Raw genomic sequence first — 15,075 nt, 5'->3', positions numbered from 1 at the left:
CTTGCTTTAAAACAGTGCAAAAACTATAATTCACAAAATTAAAGGATTATAATGAACACACTAAATAATAAAGTAGCAATAATAACGGGAGCGAGTTCAGGAATAGGTAGAAGTACTGCACTACTTTTTGCTAAAGAAGGAGCAAAACTTGTTTTGGGAGCTAGAAGAGGAGATAAATTAGAGGCTCTTGTTTCTGAAATAATTAATAATGGTGGAGAAGCTGTTTCTTTAGCTGGTAATGTACAAGATGAATCGTATGCAAAAGATTTAGTTGCTTTAGCAATAAATAAATATAAGCGTTTAGATATTGCTTTTAATAATGCTGGAACTATTGGAATCGTTGATGATATTCAAAATATTTCTTTAAAAGATTGGAATGATACTCTTGCTACAAATTTAACAAGCGGGTTTTTAGCAGCTAAATATCAAGTACCTGTTATGAGTAAGGGTGCTTCTCTTATTTTTACTTCTTCTTTTGTCGGAAATTCTGTTGGCTTACCACAATTAAGTGCTTATGCAGCTAGTAAAGCTGGTATAATAGGACTTACTAAAGCACTTGCAAGTGAATGTGCTCCCTTGAAAATTAGAGTGAATTCAATCTTACCAGGTGGTGTCGATACTCCAATGAGAGAAAAAGCAGCACCAGAAGAAGAGCAAATAGAATTTTTAAAAAGTTTACATGCACAAAAAAGACTTTCAAGTCCTAGTGAGATTGCACAAGCGGCACTGTTTTTAGCTTCTGATGCTTCGAGTTTTTCAACAGGTACTTCTATGTTGGTTGATGGTGGTTTATCAATTTCAAAAGTTTAATAAAGGCTAAAAATGAATGAGGATTATAAATTTAATTATGAAAGAATATCAAAAACAATTAATTTTATTAAAAATAATTTTAAAGATCAACCCTCTCTAAATGAGATGGCAGAAAATTTAAATTTAAATGCACATCATTTTCAAAAATTCTTTAAACAATGGATAGGAATAAGTCCTAAAAAATATTTACAGTACATTACTTTAGAACGTGCAAAAGAGATTTTAAGTAATAATGAAATATCACTCTTAGATACTTCTTATGAAGTGGGTTTATCCAGCTCTAGTAGATTGTATGATTTATTTATGAATACAGATGGAATTACTCCTGGTAATTTTAAAACACAAGGTGATAATTTGCGTATTTATTATAATTTAATGCCTACACCTTTGGGTAAATTATTAGTAGCTTCTACGAAAAAAGGAATTTGTTCTATTGCTTTTTATGAAAATGAAAAAGAAGCTTTAACTTCTTTGCAAATGAGCTTTAAAAATGCTTCTTTTATAAAAATTGAAGATGATATCCAAGCAAAAGTTTTTAGTATTTTTAATAATGTTAAAAATATAAATTATGTAAAATTTCAGTTGAATAATTCTCCATTTCAAATAAAAATTTGGGAAAGTTTATTAAAGATTGAAATTAAAGATTTGATTGCATATTGTGAGATTGGTAAAAAAGTGAATAACCCAAATTTGTCAATTGCAACATCTTCTTATATTCATAAAGAAACAATAAGATTTAATGTCTCTTAAAATAAGAAAAAATGCAGCAAGACAAGGTGAAACTAGAAGTTTTAATTAGATGAATAATTACAAATAATAGTTTCTTCCTTTTTAGTTAATAAAACGTTTTTTTGTTTTATAATATCCACCGAATCTGTTCTTCTCTATGATTTTTTTAATCTCAGAAGGTTTTTTTAATTCTTTTTTTTCTTCTTTAACAGTATCATCTGTTTTATTTTCACTTGTTTTGATTTTGTAGCCTTTTTATATTATATTTTTGTATTATATCAAAAAATAAAATGTTAAGTGCAAAGATTGAATTTTTCGATTCTCTGCTCAACAGTAATTATTCTCTTTTATCATTTTGAAAATAAGAAAGAATTTTTATTAAATCTATATCCATGTTTGTTTTGATGTCTTTTTTAAATTCATTGAACAGTGTCGGATGATTTTGACTAAAGTTTTTAATAAACAAGGTGAAGTCTTTTTTTGGAAAATTATTTTGAATTTGCGCTGCTTTTATTCCTTCTTTTAAAAATTCAATAATTATTTCATAGTCTTGTTTTTCATTGATGATATTGTTTAGAATAAAAGATATATTTCTAAGAATCTCTTTATCGTATTTGTTTATACTGCTTAATGAAAATAAACATGTTCTAAACCATAGTTTTTCTACATCTTTGCATTTATTTAATAAGAGAATTTTAGAAAGAGAATATTTGATTTCTAAGCGTTCATCTTTGGCATATAATTCAAGAATATTCTCAAAATTACCGTCTTTTTCTTTTATTTTATTAGAAGAAAAAAGTATTGTTTTGTCAACGTTAATATTCTTTATTTCCATTAGTTTTAAAAATATTTCATATACTTCTTCTGTTTCTCTTGGGAGCAATTTTATCAGAGCACTTATTTCAATAGCACTTTGAAGAATAAAAATATTCTTATTTTGGAATAATTCTTGCATTCTTTCATAGGCTTTATTGTTTTCATAAAGAGATATAAATAATATATTTAAAGGTGAAATCATAAATTCTTCGCAATTTTTCTTCATTAAAACATATAATTCTAAGCTAAATGTTGGTGATTCTTTAGCTATTTTTTCTGTTATATTAAGACTTATATAATCATAGTGCAAATGTGAAAGTGTTTTGTATAATTCTAGTATTGTTTCTGTCTTTAAGATAGAAACAAAGACAAGTTTATCAAGTATTAACTGTAGTTTGAATACTTCATAATCATTTTTAATGGCTTGCGTGGCTAAAAGAAAAAAATCGAGTTCTTTTTCTTTTTTTAGTAGAAGTAATATTTTCTCTAAATAAATATCTTTTGGAATTGAAAGTAAAATATCAAAAAAAATGTTTGGATTTTGAATGTTTTTTAAAAGTAAATTTTTTGTTTTAATCATAAATGATTTTATCTAAAATACACACTATTATTTAATCATATGTATGAAATTCTCAAAGTAAATATTTTTAAGTGTGATAATTATCACTGTTCTAATTTTTGCTTATTTTGATATCATTTAGAAAGGACTAAATATGAAATTATTATTGGCTATTTTTATGATTATTACTTTTACAGGATGTATTAGTAAAACAATAGCACTTGAAGATAAACCTTTTAAAAGCGTGAGTTTTCAAGATATTTGGAAAGAAGTTAAGGCTTATCCTTATCCTAAACTGCCCCAAACCAAAATAGCTTATTCTAAATTAACATCATCAAAAGTAAACATCATTTTAAGCAATGCAAGAAGAACACTTCATGATCGTAGTGATTTATTAGAACCTTTTGAAAAACTGGCTCATCCCAATGGTATTTGTTTAAGTGGATTATGGAAAATAAACAAGGCTAATATTTACAGCGGATATTTTAAAAATAATAGCCAAGCCCTTATTATTGCCAGAGCTTCGACGGCTATGAGCAATACTACTAATGATTCAACACGTGCTTTTGGTTTTGCTGGTAAACTTTTTCCTACAATAAAAGAAGATGAAAAGATTAAAGAATACTCTGCTAATTTCTTTTTGATAGATGATTTAGGAGGTACAGACGCTAAGTATTATAGAGATGTTTCTTTAACTAATGAACCAAGTATTAGTGTCACTTATGAGGTAATTAAAAATATATTTTATGCACTTAAGGTATCGTCTTCTTTTTCTGATGCAGATAAACATCCTGGTATCAGACAATTGTACGAGATTTCTTCTTTAGGTGAGAGTAAAAGTATTGTAACTCCTAAATGGATGAAAATAAAAATAGCTGACAAAAAAACACTTAATGAAAAAGATTTTAGAAATGAGTTAAAAATACAAAAAGACAAAATACTTATATTTGATATTTTTGTAGCTAATAAAAAGACAGAAAATAAAAAAGAGTGGAAGAAAATAGGGAATATTACTTTTAAGGCTTCAGTGGTTTCAAAATCTTGTGATCAACGCTTGCATTTTCATCATGCAAAATACAAAGATGATTTAAATCATGGGCTTAAGTAATACTTTATAGTTTTATGTGTTTTTTAAGATTTCTTGGAATTGTTTTTCAAGAGCTTTTGGATCTTTATCTAAGTTATTTTTTATCATTTTAGAAAAAGTATCAGGATATACTTCTTCTTCATTATTTTTTATAGCAAGATAAATTTCATTTGCTACATCTTTTGGATTGGCTTTTTCCATCTCTCTTCCTTTTGTCATATTGGTATCAAGAGGTCCTGGTAATACTTCTAGTACATGGATTTCTTGCAAAGACATTTCTGCTCTTATTGCTTGTGTTAACGAATGTAACGCACTTTTTGAAGCAGAATATAAAGCAATAAGTGGATTATTAATTAATGCTGTAATGGAGGTGATATTTATGATGAGGCCATTTTTGTTAATTTTGTTTGATAAAATTCTAGTAAGATTTAATGTTCCTAGTACATTAACATCAAAATCCAAAGAAGAGTCTTCAAAAACTCTGTTTTTACTATTTGCACCTGCATTGTTTACAAGTACATCAATATTTTTTATTTCACAAGCAATCTTTTTAATATTTTCTAGCTTAGAAATGTCAAGTATTATAATTTCAACTTTTGAAGATAAAGCTTTTAAAGAACTGGCATCTTTACTACTTCTTATGGCGCAATAAATTTTTTTAACATTTTGTTCTAAGAACATTTTAACCAATTGGCTTCCTAAGCCGCCATTTGATCCTGTAATTAATACTACTTTATTTTTTAAAATCAAAATTGTCCTTTGTTTCTTGTTGAAAGGCGTATCTTAACACATTATCTGCTTTTAATTGTAGGAAATTAATAAAAAGAAGTTATCCTTTTTACCTTTCTAGAGTTTTACTAACATTTAGAGAAGGAAGCTTTTAAAGTTTTTGTACATTTGCTTGAACTTATAAGAATAAATACCTCTTTTATTGAAATGAAATAAAAATATCTTAGTACGTAATTTACTGCTTTTTTTGAAGAATGACGCCCGTAGGAAAGCTTATCTACTTTATGATAAAATAATTTAAAATTAAATAGTTTATTATTTGGATGTATATTGAAAATCGAAACAAAAACAGCACAATTTAAAGAACCTTTAAAACTAGAAAGTGGACGGCTTCTTGATCATTATGAAATAATTTACGAAACCTATGGCGAATTAAACGAAGACAAGTCCAATGTAATCGTGATTTGTCATGCACTTTCAGGTTCACATCATGCAGCAGGAAGATATAACAATGAAGCAAAAGCAGGGTGGTGGGATAACTTTATAGGGGATGGGAAAACCATTGATACCTTAAAATACTATGTGATCTGTACCAATAATCTTGGTTCCTGTTTTGGTTCTACTTCTCCTATGAGTATTGATCCGGCTACAAATAAAGCCTATAGAATGAAGTTTCCTGTATTAACTATTTCAGATATTGTAAAAGCACAAATACGTTTATTTGAAGCTCTTAATATTTATCACGTACGAGCAGTTATTGGTGGTTCTATGGGTGGAATGCAAGCTATTTGTTATTCTATTGATCACAGTAGTTTTGCTGATATTGTTATTCCTTTGGCAACCACTGCTTATACAAGACCTTGGGCTATTGCTTCTAATAAAATAGCTTTTGAAGCAATACGACATGACCCTGGTTTTAAAAATGGAAATTATGACAAAGATGATTTAAAAGCTAACTCTCTTCCAGGATTAGCTATTGGAAGAATGGCTGGTTTAATTTCATATTTAGGCCCTAATTCTCTTGATGAAAAATTTGGTCGTAAATATACTGATACCGATGGTTTATATGAATTGTTTGGACGTTTTGAAGTAGAGAGATATTTAGAATACAATGCTTATAACTTTCCAAAAGTATTTGATCCTTTGTCGTATTTATATATTTGTAAAACAATGAATATTTTTAATGCAGCACGTGGAAGTGATAAATTAGAGGATTCTTTCTCTAAGGTTGAAGCTAAACTTCATTTGATATCTTTTTCTGATGATATATTGTTTTTTCCTAAAGAAATGAAAGAAATATACGATATTATGAAAAAGATTGGTAAAGAAGACCTTGTTACTTATAAAATGATTGAATCGTCTCATGGGCATGATTCATTTTTGGTAGAACTTGATAAATTTAAAGATTATATAAAAGATATATTAGAGGATAGAATATGAGCACAGAAGAAAACATACATTTTGAAGACAAAATAAAAGAAGCAAAAGAGTTATTAGAAAAATTAAGCAATCCAGAAATAACACTGGAAAACAGTGTAAAACTGTATAAAGATGGACTAAAACAATTAGATGACGCGCAAAAACTCTTAGATGAAGCAAAGCTTGTATTTACACAACTAAACAAATAAAGGATTTTTATGGAAGCACATGACGAATTTTTTAACAGGCAAATTAAACTTTGGGGAAATGATGTTCAAAACACCTTACAAGGCAAAAAAGTTGCAATTATTGGTTCTGGTGGTTTGGGATGTACGTTAGCTATTGCTTTAGGAGCCAGTGGTATTGGCGAGTTTGCTTTTGTAGATTTTGATACGGTTGGAATTCATAATATTCACAGACAAATAGGTTTTAGCGTTGCTGATGATGGTAAGTTTAAATCAGAAGTTTTAAAAGACTTAGTACATTCACGATGTCCTTATACAAAAGCTACATCTTATGTGGAGAGTTTTGATGACTTTGCTAAAAGAGGTCTTGAATTTGATTTAATTATTGATGCTACTGATAATTTACCTGTTCGTGCTGCTATTAATGAGTACTGCATTAAGAAAGAACAAGCATGGATTTACGGTTCTGTTGAAGAATTCCATGGCCAAGTATGTTTCTTTGAAAAAGCATCGTATGAAGCAGTATTCCAAATCAATGATAGAAAACCAAATGGTATTGCTTGTCCTATTGTTATGCATATTGGATCTCTTCAAGCAAATCTTGCACTTAGATATTTAGCTGGTTTAAGTGTAAAAAAAGATATTCTTTATTATTTGTCTTTTAATGAAGAGGGTATTCTTGATACAAAAAGATTTAATTTACCAGTAAATTAGTAATATTATAAAGATGTTTTTTAAAAAAACATCTTTACTTTCCCTTTCTCCTATAACTATATTTTAAGCACTTCTTAGCTATACTTCCCAAATTTTAACTAAATACACAGGGAATTATTTATGCCAAAAAGAGAAGATATAAAAAACATTTTACTTATCGGTTCTGGTCCAATTATTATTGGTCAAGCTTGCGAATTTGATTATTCAGGAACACAAGCTACAAAAACTCTTAAAGAGTTAGGATACAGAGTTGTTTTGGTTAATTCTAACCCCGCTACTATTATGACAGACCCAGAGTTTGCTGATAAAACTTATATAGAACCTATTACTGAAGAAGTTGTTGCTAAAATTATCGAAAAAGAAAATATTGATGCTATTTTACCTACTATGGGAGGTCAGACTGCACTTAATGTTGCTACTTCTATGTACGACAAAGGCATGCTTGATGGTATTAAATTCTTAGGTGCTCATCCTGATGCTATTAAAAAAGGTGAAGACAGACATCTTTTTAATGAAGCTATGAAAAAAATAGGTATGGATTTACCTAGAAGTGCGAATGCATATACTGTTGATGAAGCTATGATTCGTGCTAAAGAAATTGGTTTTCCTGTAATTTCTAGAGCTTCATTTACACTAGCAGGTGGTGGTTCTGGTGTTGCTTATAATATGGATGAATTTAAACTTTTAGCAGAAGCTGGACTTGATGCTTCACCTATCAATGAAATAGAAATTATGGAATCCATGCTTGGTTGGAAAGAATACGAGATGGAAGTTATTAGAGATAATAAAGATAACTGTATTATTGTATGTTCTATTGAAAATCTTGACCCTATGGGTGTTCATACAGGTGATTCTATTACTGTTGCACCTGCTTTAACCTTGACTGATAAAGAGTACCAAGATATGAGAAATGCTTCTTTTGCGATTTTACGTGAAATAGGTGTTGATACTGGTGGTTCAAATGTACAATTTTCAATTTGTCCTAAAACAGGAAGAATGATTGTAATTGAAATGAATCCAAGAGTTTCAAGATCTTCTGCACTTGCTTCTAAAGCTACGGGTTATCCTATTGCAAAAATTGCTACACTTTTAGCTGTTGGTTTTACGCTTGATGAAATTGAAAATGATATTACAGGAACTACTGCGTCTTTTGAGCCCGTTATTGATTATATTGTTACAAAAGTACCACGGTTTACTTTTGAAAAATTCCCTAAAGCTGACTCTACTCTTACAACATCAATGAAATCTGTTGGGGAAGTTATGGCAATGGGAAGAACATTTAATGAATCTTTACAAAAAGCTTTAATTTCTTTGGAAACAGGACTTAGTGGTTTTGATAAAATTGAAGCTGATTTTGACTTTATTAAAAAAGAAATCAGACGTCCTAATGAATCACGATTATTATATTTAATGCAAGGAATGAGAGAAGGATTAAGCAATGAAGAGTTATTTGATCTTTCTGCTATTGATCCTTGGTTCTTAAGTAAATTTAGAGAAATTTTCAATATTGAAAAATCAATTGATTCTTCTATTTTAAGTGATGAAAATAAAATGAGAGAAGCAAAAACAAACGGTTTCTCTGACAAAATGATTGCTTCATTATTAAATGAAAAAGAAGATACCGTTTATGATGCAAGAATATCTTTAGGAATTGAATTTGAATACAATGAAGTAGATACGTGTGCGGCTGAATTTGAAGCATTAACTCCGTATTTATATTCAACTACAAATATTACAAAACTTCCAAAAGTTGAAAAAGTAAAATCAGATGATAAAAAAGTATTAATCATAGGTGGCGGACCAAATAGAATTGGTCAAGGTATTGAGTTTGATTATTGTTGTGTACATGCTTCTTTTGCGTTAAAGGAAATGGGTGTTAAGACTATAATGTATAACTGTAACCCTGAAACTGTATCTACTGATTATGATACTTCTGATGTTTTATATTTTGAACCTATTGATTTTGAACATGTTCGTGCTGTAATTAAAGAGGAAAATCCAGATGGTGTTATTGTGCATTTTGGTGGACAAACTCCTTTAAAACTTGCTAATGCATTAACAGAAATTGGGGCTAAAATCATTGGAACTACTGCTGCTGTAATTGATTTAGCAGAAGATCGAAAAAAATTCTCTTCTTTTGTAGAAAAAGTAGGTTTGTTACAACCTGAAAATGGTACAGCAGTTGAAATAACGGGAGCTATTGAGATTGCAGAACGTATTGGATATCCTGTTCTTGTAAGACCATCTTTTGTACTTGGTGGAAGAGGAATGAGAATTGTTTATTCTACTGAAGAATTATCTAAGTATATGGATGCGGCTGTTGAAGTATCAAATGATGCTCCTGTTTTAATTGACAGATTCTTAGACCGTGCAATTGAGCTTGATGTTGATTGTATTTGTGATGGTAAAGAAGTATATATTGGTGGAATTATGCAACATACAGAAGAAGCTGGGGTTCACTCAGGAGATTCGTCTTGTACTCTTCCTCCTCATTCTATTTCTGATGAGTTAATTAAAGAGCTTGAAAGCAAAACAAAAGATATGGCGCTGCAATTAGGTGTTGTTGGTTTAATGAATGTGCAATATGCAATTCATAAAGGTGAGATTTATTTAATTGAAGTGAATCCAAGAGCATCAAGAACAGTACCTTTTGTATCAAAAGCTACTGGAATGCCTTTAGCAAAAGTTGCTACTCGTGTTATGTGGGGTGAGACTTTAAGAGAAGCCTTGGCTGCTTATAACTTTGATTTAGTATGGGAAGGCAATGGAGTATTAAAACCTATTTTAAGAGACCATGTTGCAGTTAAAGAAGCGGTTTTCCCTTTTGCTAAACTGTCTGGTTCTGATATGATTTTAACGCCTGAAATGAAATCTACAGGTGAAGTTATGGGGATTTCAAATTCTTTTGCTCAGTCCTATGGAAAAGCACAAAGTGCGGCTAAAAATGACCTACCAAGTGAAGGTAAGGTATTTATTTCTTTATGTGATTTAGATAAAGAATTTGCGCCTAAAATTGCTCAAGGTTTAGTAGATATGGGTTGTACTGTGGTTGCTACAGAAGGTACTTACAAAGAGATTATAAACGCTGGAATAGAGTGTGAAAAAGTTCTTAAAATATCTGAAGGACGACCTAATATCACAGATTTAATGACAAATGGGGAAATTGCACTTGCATTTAATACTTCAAATGGAAAAGAATCTGTTAAACAAGATGGTAGAAATATCAGACGATCTGTTTTAAAAATGAATGTGCCTTATGTTACTACGGCTACTGCTGCTCTTGCTTGTGTAGAAGCTATGAAACATGCAAAAGAAAGTGATGGTATTACAATTAAAGCCCTTCAGGACTTTTTAAAATAATATGGACAGCTCTTTAGTTTATTTAGTTCAAACCGATACAACGGTTGGTTTTTCATCCTCAAATGATGAAAAACTCTCTTTTATAAAACAAAGAGCCACTACTCAAAAAATACTTCAAACTCTTGATTCTTTTAAAACCCTAAAACAAAATACACGAATTCCTTCTAAATTTAAAAGAATGGTAAGAAACTCTAAACTTTCTACTTTTATTTATCCCAATGGAAATTCATATCGAGTTGTAGCAAAAAACAATGCTTTCCACTCTTTTATTAAAAAGTTCTCCCAAAGTTATTCAACTTCTGCAAATCTTAGTAAAGAAGTGTACGATGAAAAATTTGCTTATGATAATGCAGATATAATTGTAGTGCAAAAAGATGGCTTTAGTGAATTAAAATCTTCTTCAATATACAGACTAAATACACGAAGAATTAAGAAATTACGATAAATATTATTTATTATAAATATTAATTTAATATTATATTTAGTAACATAGTTTTAATATAATAGATTTTAGGTAAGGAATCATAATGTTTTTAGCTAGGGAAAAAGAAATATCACTTTTAGAAGAAGATTATCTAAAAGCCAGCTCTAGTTATATCTGCCTTTTTGGTAGGAAAAATATTGGTAAAACAATACTTCTTAATGAATACTGCAAAAACAAAAAAAGATTTTACATTTCATTTACTGAAATATCTGAAATGCTCTATTTCAATAATCTTACAAAGTTTGTTTATAATTTTTTTGAAATTACTTCCAGTAAAAAAATAAGTAGTTTTACTGACTTTCTTGTTTTTTTATCTGACGTTGAAGTGAAATATAAAACAATTATTATTTTGGATGATTTTAATATCTTGCTTAAAATAAATAAAAATGCACTTGCCTTATTTTATGAATACTGGAAAAAAAGTTTAAAAAAACAAAACCTGCAAATCATCCTCTCAAGTTCGGTACAAAGCAGTAAAAAAGAATTTACAAGTATTTATGAAAAAAGCAATGTAAAAATTATATTAGATGAACTTGATTATTCTGTTATTACAAAAGTAATTAAAGACTTGCCCAAAAAGGACTTAATGTATGTATACGCATGTTTTGGAAGTAATATTGCTTTATTAGAACAATACGATGTAAAAAAAGATTTTTTACTCAATGTGAAAGAACTTATACTTTTGAATAAAAAACATTTATATACCGATGCAATAACACTGCTAAAATATGAATTAAGTGATATTTCAACCTACAGTTCTATTTTATATGCAATTTCTATGGGAAATAATAAAATAGGGGATATTGCTGCATTGATAGAAGTTAAGTCTTCATTCTTAACGCGGTATATACAAAAACTAGTGGAGTTAATGATTATTGAAAAAGAAATTCCTCTGAACGATGATCCTATCAAAAGTAAGTTTGGTCGTTATGATATTAAAGATAATTTTACAAAATTTTGGTTTTGTTATATTTTCCCTTATAGTTTTTTACTTGAACAAAACAATTTTTACCCAATTACTGCCTACATACGAAATGATTTTTCTAAAAGACTGGTACATAAAGCCTATAAAAAGTATGTTATTTCTATTATTAAAAAAGATTCTTTTAAATTCCTAGGTTATGAAGCAATTAAAATATCCAGTTGGTGGAATAATAAAACAAGTGAAATCGATATCATTGCTTATAATAAAAAAGACATTACTTTTCTTGATTGTCAGTGGCGAAAGAATGAACCTTTGGAACTCTCATATTCAAGGCTTAAAACCAAATCTAAGTTATTTGAAAGTCCTTTAACAAAAAACTATATTATTTTTGCAAAAAAATAAATAACAATTAAAACTATATTAATTAATATGTAATTAAAGTGTAATATTTTAGCACAAATGTTGAATATTTAAGTTTTACATAAGCACTCTAAGTGTAAAGTATGATAAGAAGGCTATATAATGAAAAAAGATAAAATCATAGATTTAATGTTTCAAAATAATGAACATACTACAAATAATAAGGAATTAAATATTAGAGAAGAAGCTTGTTCCTCTAAAATTGATATGTTGAAAATTATAAAAAAAACTTCAAAAATGGAAATATCTTCTCACCTCAGTTTTGAAGATTTATTGAAAAATGATTTAGCTCCTGATCTAAAAATACTGAAGAATCTTTCTTTAGAAAAAACTGTAATCACTTATTCCCAGAGTACAAAAAATCAAGATCAAAATGCAAATAGTTTTAACACTTATACCAATAGAGATATTGCTTTATATGTTGAAGATACTATTAAAATTGCGGATCTACAAAAAATGCAAGAAAAACTAGTTTAATTATTCATACGTCTTTAATTTATAATTCTATAAAATTACTCCCTAAACCCTTACTCCAAAATATGTAATAAAACAGTAAATTTATTTATATGTTTTATTACATAATAATCTAAAATAATATGAACTTTAATGAGAGTTTAAAACTAATATTAAGATTTAAATAAGTAATAAATTATATTATATAGTATATGAAAAAGGACTGCTAATGAGTGATTTTATCAAAATTGTAGATACACAAGGTAATGAAAGATTTTATGACCCTAAAAATATTGTAAATATTCAGATTAATAGTGGTGATACTGTTTATTTATTACATGTTTCGAACAGTCTTCCAAATGATGACAGTCTTTTTGTTACTTTTGACAATGGTGAAAATGTATTACTAACTGATTTGATTTTATTTTTAAATGAAAGTGATGCAACTATAATCATTGTGGATCCAGATAACAATCATAGTGAATTAAATACTTACGCTCAATTATTAGAATTTCTTGAAACAGCTGCTTCAAGTGCAATACTAGAAAGTGATGTTGCTTCAACTACTCAAAGTATCACCACTTCTATTACCTCTTATGAATTAAGCACAAGAGGTCAAAAGATTCAAAATGATGAAGATATTTCACTCTCTATTGTAAATAGCAGTACTAATTCTTCTTTAGTAGACTCAAGTGAGCCTGTTTCTAAAGAAGCTATAGCAGGAACTGTTTTCATAAATACTATCACCGATGATAATATTATTAACATTACTGAATCCTCTTCTTTAATCACAATAAGTGGAACAGCTATTGGGGGAGATATTTCTGTTAATGATACAGTTCTTTTATTAATTAATGGAACTACATATACTACGAATGTTCTTGCAGATGGCAGTTGGCACGTTAGTGTTAATGGAAGTGATTTAATTAATGAGCTTGATTTTAAAGTAGATGTTTCATCTACAAATTCTAGTGCTAACTCAATTTCTTCTTCAGTTTCTGCAAGTTTTTCAAAAGATTTAATAGAAGATATTATTTCTCTTTCTTTAAATACAGATACTGGAAGTTCAAGCAGTGATTTACTTACAAGTGATACTTTAATTAATGTAACAGGATTAGAAAGTGATTCTACTTGGGAATACTCAACGGATGGTGGAAGTACATGGATTAATGGAAATGGAACAAGCTTTAATTTAGCGCAAAACACTTCTTACTTACAAGATGATGTACAAGTAAGAACAACAGATGTAGCTGGTAATACTAGTATTTCTAAAATGGCTGCTATTACTACTGATAATCTTGCAAATGATGTGAGTTTAACTTTAAATAATGATACGGGGAGAGATGATGATTTCATTACTTCAGATAGCAAAATTAATGTAACAGGACTAGAAACAGGTTCTACTTGGGAATACTCAACGGACGGTGGTAGTACTTGGATTAGTGGAAGTGGAACAAGCTTTAACTTAATGACTAATACTGTCTATACTGAAGATTCTGTACAGGTAAAAACAACAGATGTAGCAGGAAACATTCATATAAGTAAAATGGCTGAAATTATTACTGATTCAAGAGCCGATGATATTTTAGTCCTTAATACAGACACCGGATTAAATAGATTTGATAATATTACGTCAAATAATCAAATTAATGTACAAGTCTTAGAATCTACGTCAACATGGGAATACTCTCTTGATAGTGGTAACACTTGGATTGAGGGTGTTGGAACATCTTTTCTTTTAGCTTCAAATAAAGTTTACAATGATGAAGAGATTCAAATTAAGAGTATTGATATTGCAGGAAATATTTCAATTGAAAAAATGGCTTCAATTACTACAGATGATACGAGTGATACCGTAAGTCTGTCTTTGAGCAATGATACTCAAATAACCGTAAGCGGACTTGAAAATACAAGTATATGGGAATATTCTTTAGATGGTGGTAATATATGGTTAAGTGGAAGTGGAATTTCCTTTAATATTGATCAAAATACAAGTTATTTAGATGATGATATTCAAGTAAGAACAACGGATATTGCTGGTAATACAAGTATCGCAAATATTTCAGTGCTTAAAAATCATGAAGATGCTGCCATGGTAAATGGAAATATTACTTCTAGTGATATTGATGATAACTCAACAGCCGCTTATACTACAACATCCACCGTTGCAGGCTTTACATTAAATGCGGATGGTTCATACAGCTTTGATCCAAGCAATGCCAGTTACCAAAACTTAGAAGAAGGCGTCAATCAAGTTATTACTATTCCAGTTACAGTTACAGATGATAAAGGCGCTACTCATACGCAAGATTTATCCATTACAATAACAGGAACAAACGATGCTCCTGTATTAAATACTATTACTGCTGTTACAACTTCTGAAGA

General features: G+C 29.1%; 13 protein-coding genes. 11 read left to right on the top strand and 2 right to left on the bottom strand.

Features of this window, described 5'->3' with window-relative positions:
* The first annotated feature begins 51 nt into the window (after positions 1-51).
* Positions 52-810: an SDR family oxidoreductase gene (locus HRT41_13325; protein ID NQY25003.1), complete on the top strand. Its 759-nt coding sequence runs from the start codon at positions 52-54 to the stop codon at positions 808-810.
* 12 nt (positions 811-822) lie between these two features.
* Complete coding sequence (locus tag HRT41_13320; GenBank protein ID NQY25002.1) at positions 823-1,560, top strand: helix-turn-helix domain-containing protein; 738 nt, start codon at positions 823-825, stop codon at positions 1,558-1,560.
* Between the two features lie 316 nt (positions 1,561-1,876).
* On the opposite strand, the gene HRT41_13315 is transcribed toward HRT41_13320, so the two are convergent.
* Entirely contained in the window at positions 1,877-2,935 is a 1,059-nt protein-coding gene (locus HRT41_13315) for a hypothetical protein (protein ID NQY25001.1), read from the bottom strand.
* Positions 2,936-3,068: 133 nt separating this feature from the next.
* Here HRT41_13315 and HRT41_13310 point away from each other — a divergent pair, with 133 nt between their 5' ends.
* Positions 3,069-4,022, top strand: a complete 954-nt coding sequence (locus HRT41_13310; GenBank protein NQY25000.1) for a hypothetical protein — start codon at positions 3,069-3,071, stop codon at positions 4,020-4,022.
* 12 nt (positions 4,023-4,034) lie between these two features.
* On the opposite strand, the gene HRT41_13305 is transcribed toward HRT41_13310, so the two are convergent.
* Positions 4,035-4,751: an SDR family NAD(P)-dependent oxidoreductase gene (locus HRT41_13305; protein ID NQY24999.1), complete on the bottom strand. Its 717-nt coding sequence runs from the start codon at positions 4,749-4,751 to the stop codon at positions 4,035-4,037.
* A gap of 309 nt (positions 4,752-5,060) precedes the next feature.
* Here HRT41_13305 and HRT41_13300 point away from each other — a divergent pair, with 309 nt between their 5' ends.
* The 8 genes from HRT41_13300 to HRT41_13265 all read left to right on the top strand — a co-directional run.
* The gene (locus tag HRT41_13300; GenBank protein NQY24998.1) at positions 5,061-6,170 is read left to right on the top strand and encodes a homoserine O-acetyltransferase; all 1,110 of its coding nucleotides are present in this window, start codon (positions 5,061-5,063) and stop codon (positions 6,168-6,170) included.
* Positions 6,167-6,358 (top strand): exodeoxyribonuclease VII small subunit, encoded by a 192-nt coding sequence (gene xseB / locus HRT41_13295; protein NQY24997.1) that lies wholly within the window; start codon positions 6,167-6,169, stop codon positions 6,356-6,358. Before HRT41_13300 ends, xseB begins: the two co-directional genes overlap by 4 nt.
* 9 nt (positions 6,359-6,367) lie before the next feature.
* Positions 6,368-7,048: a ThiF family adenylyltransferase gene (locus tag HRT41_13290; GenBank protein ID NQY24996.1), complete on the top strand. Its 681-nt coding sequence runs from the start codon at positions 6,368-6,370 to the stop codon at positions 7,046-7,048.
* A 120-nt stretch (positions 7,049-7,168) separates the two neighbouring features.
* A complete protein-coding gene (carB, locus tag HRT41_13285) occupies positions 7,169-10,408 on the top strand; it encodes a carbamoyl-phosphate synthase large subunit (protein ID NQY24995.1) in 3,240 nt (1,079 codons plus the stop codon).
* Position 10,409: 1 nt separating this feature from the next.
* Complete coding sequence (locus HRT41_13280) at positions 10,410-10,853, top strand: Sua5 YciO YrdC YwlC family protein (protein NQY24994.1); 444 nt, start codon at positions 10,410-10,412, stop codon at positions 10,851-10,853.
* Positions 10,854-10,935: 82 nt separating this feature from the next.
* On the top strand, positions 10,936-12,219 hold the full coding sequence (locus tag HRT41_13275) for an ATP-binding protein (GenBank protein NQY24993.1): 1,284 nt from the start codon (positions 10,936-10,938) through the stop codon (positions 12,217-12,219).
* A gap of 120 nt (positions 12,220-12,339) precedes the next feature.
* On the top strand, positions 12,340-12,714 hold the full coding sequence (locus HRT41_13270; protein ID NQY24992.1) for a hypothetical protein: 375 nt from the start codon (positions 12,340-12,342) through the stop codon (positions 12,712-12,714).
* A gap of 205 nt (positions 12,715-12,919) precedes the next feature.
* Positions 12,920-15,075 (top strand): Ig-like domain-containing protein (locus HRT41_13265; GenBank protein ID NQY24991.1); only part of this gene is annotated, 2,156 nt, incomplete at its 3' end.

This window comes from Campylobacteraceae bacterium (assembly GCA_013215945.1).
GTDB lineage: Bacteria > Campylobacterota > Campylobacteria > Campylobacterales > Arcobacteraceae > NORP36.
This window is presented reverse-complemented; position numbering and strand designations above follow the sequence as displayed.

Bases quoted from the DNA above. Each gene is read 5' to 3' on its own strand.
- HRT41_13270 (NQY24992.1), top strand. From the start codon at position 12,340: ATGAAAAAAGATAAAATCATAGATTTAATGTTTCAAAATAATGAACAT.
- xseB (NQY24997.1), top strand. From the start codon at position 6,167: ATGAGCACAGAAGAAAACATACATTTTGAAGACAAAATAAAAGAAGCA.
- HRT41_13315 (NQY25001.1), bottom strand. From the start codon at position 2,935: ATGATTAAAACAAAAAATTTACTTTTAAAAAACATTCAAAATCCAAAC.
- HRT41_13280 (NQY24994.1), top strand. From the start codon at position 10,410: ATGGACAGCTCTTTAGTTTATTTAGTTCAAACCGATACAACGGTTGGT.
- carB (NQY24995.1), top strand. From the start codon at position 7,169: ATGCCAAAAAGAGAAGATATAAAAAACATTTTACTTATCGGTTCTGGT.
- HRT41_13290 (NQY24996.1), top strand. From the start codon at position 6,368: ATGGAAGCACATGACGAATTTTTTAACAGGCAAATTAAACTTTGGGGA.
- HRT41_13325 (NQY25003.1), top strand. From the start codon at position 52: ATGAACACACTAAATAATAAAGTAGCAATAATAACGGGAGCGAGTTCA.
- HRT41_13275 (NQY24993.1), top strand. From the start codon at position 10,936: ATGTTTTTAGCTAGGGAAAAAGAAATATCACTTTTAGAAGAAGATTAT.
- HRT41_13310 (NQY25000.1), top strand. From the start codon at position 3,069: ATGAAATTATTATTGGCTATTTTTATGATTATTACTTTTACAGGATGT.
- HRT41_13320 (NQY25002.1), top strand. From the start codon at position 823: ATGAATGAGGATTATAAATTTAATTATGAAAGAATATCAAAAACAATT.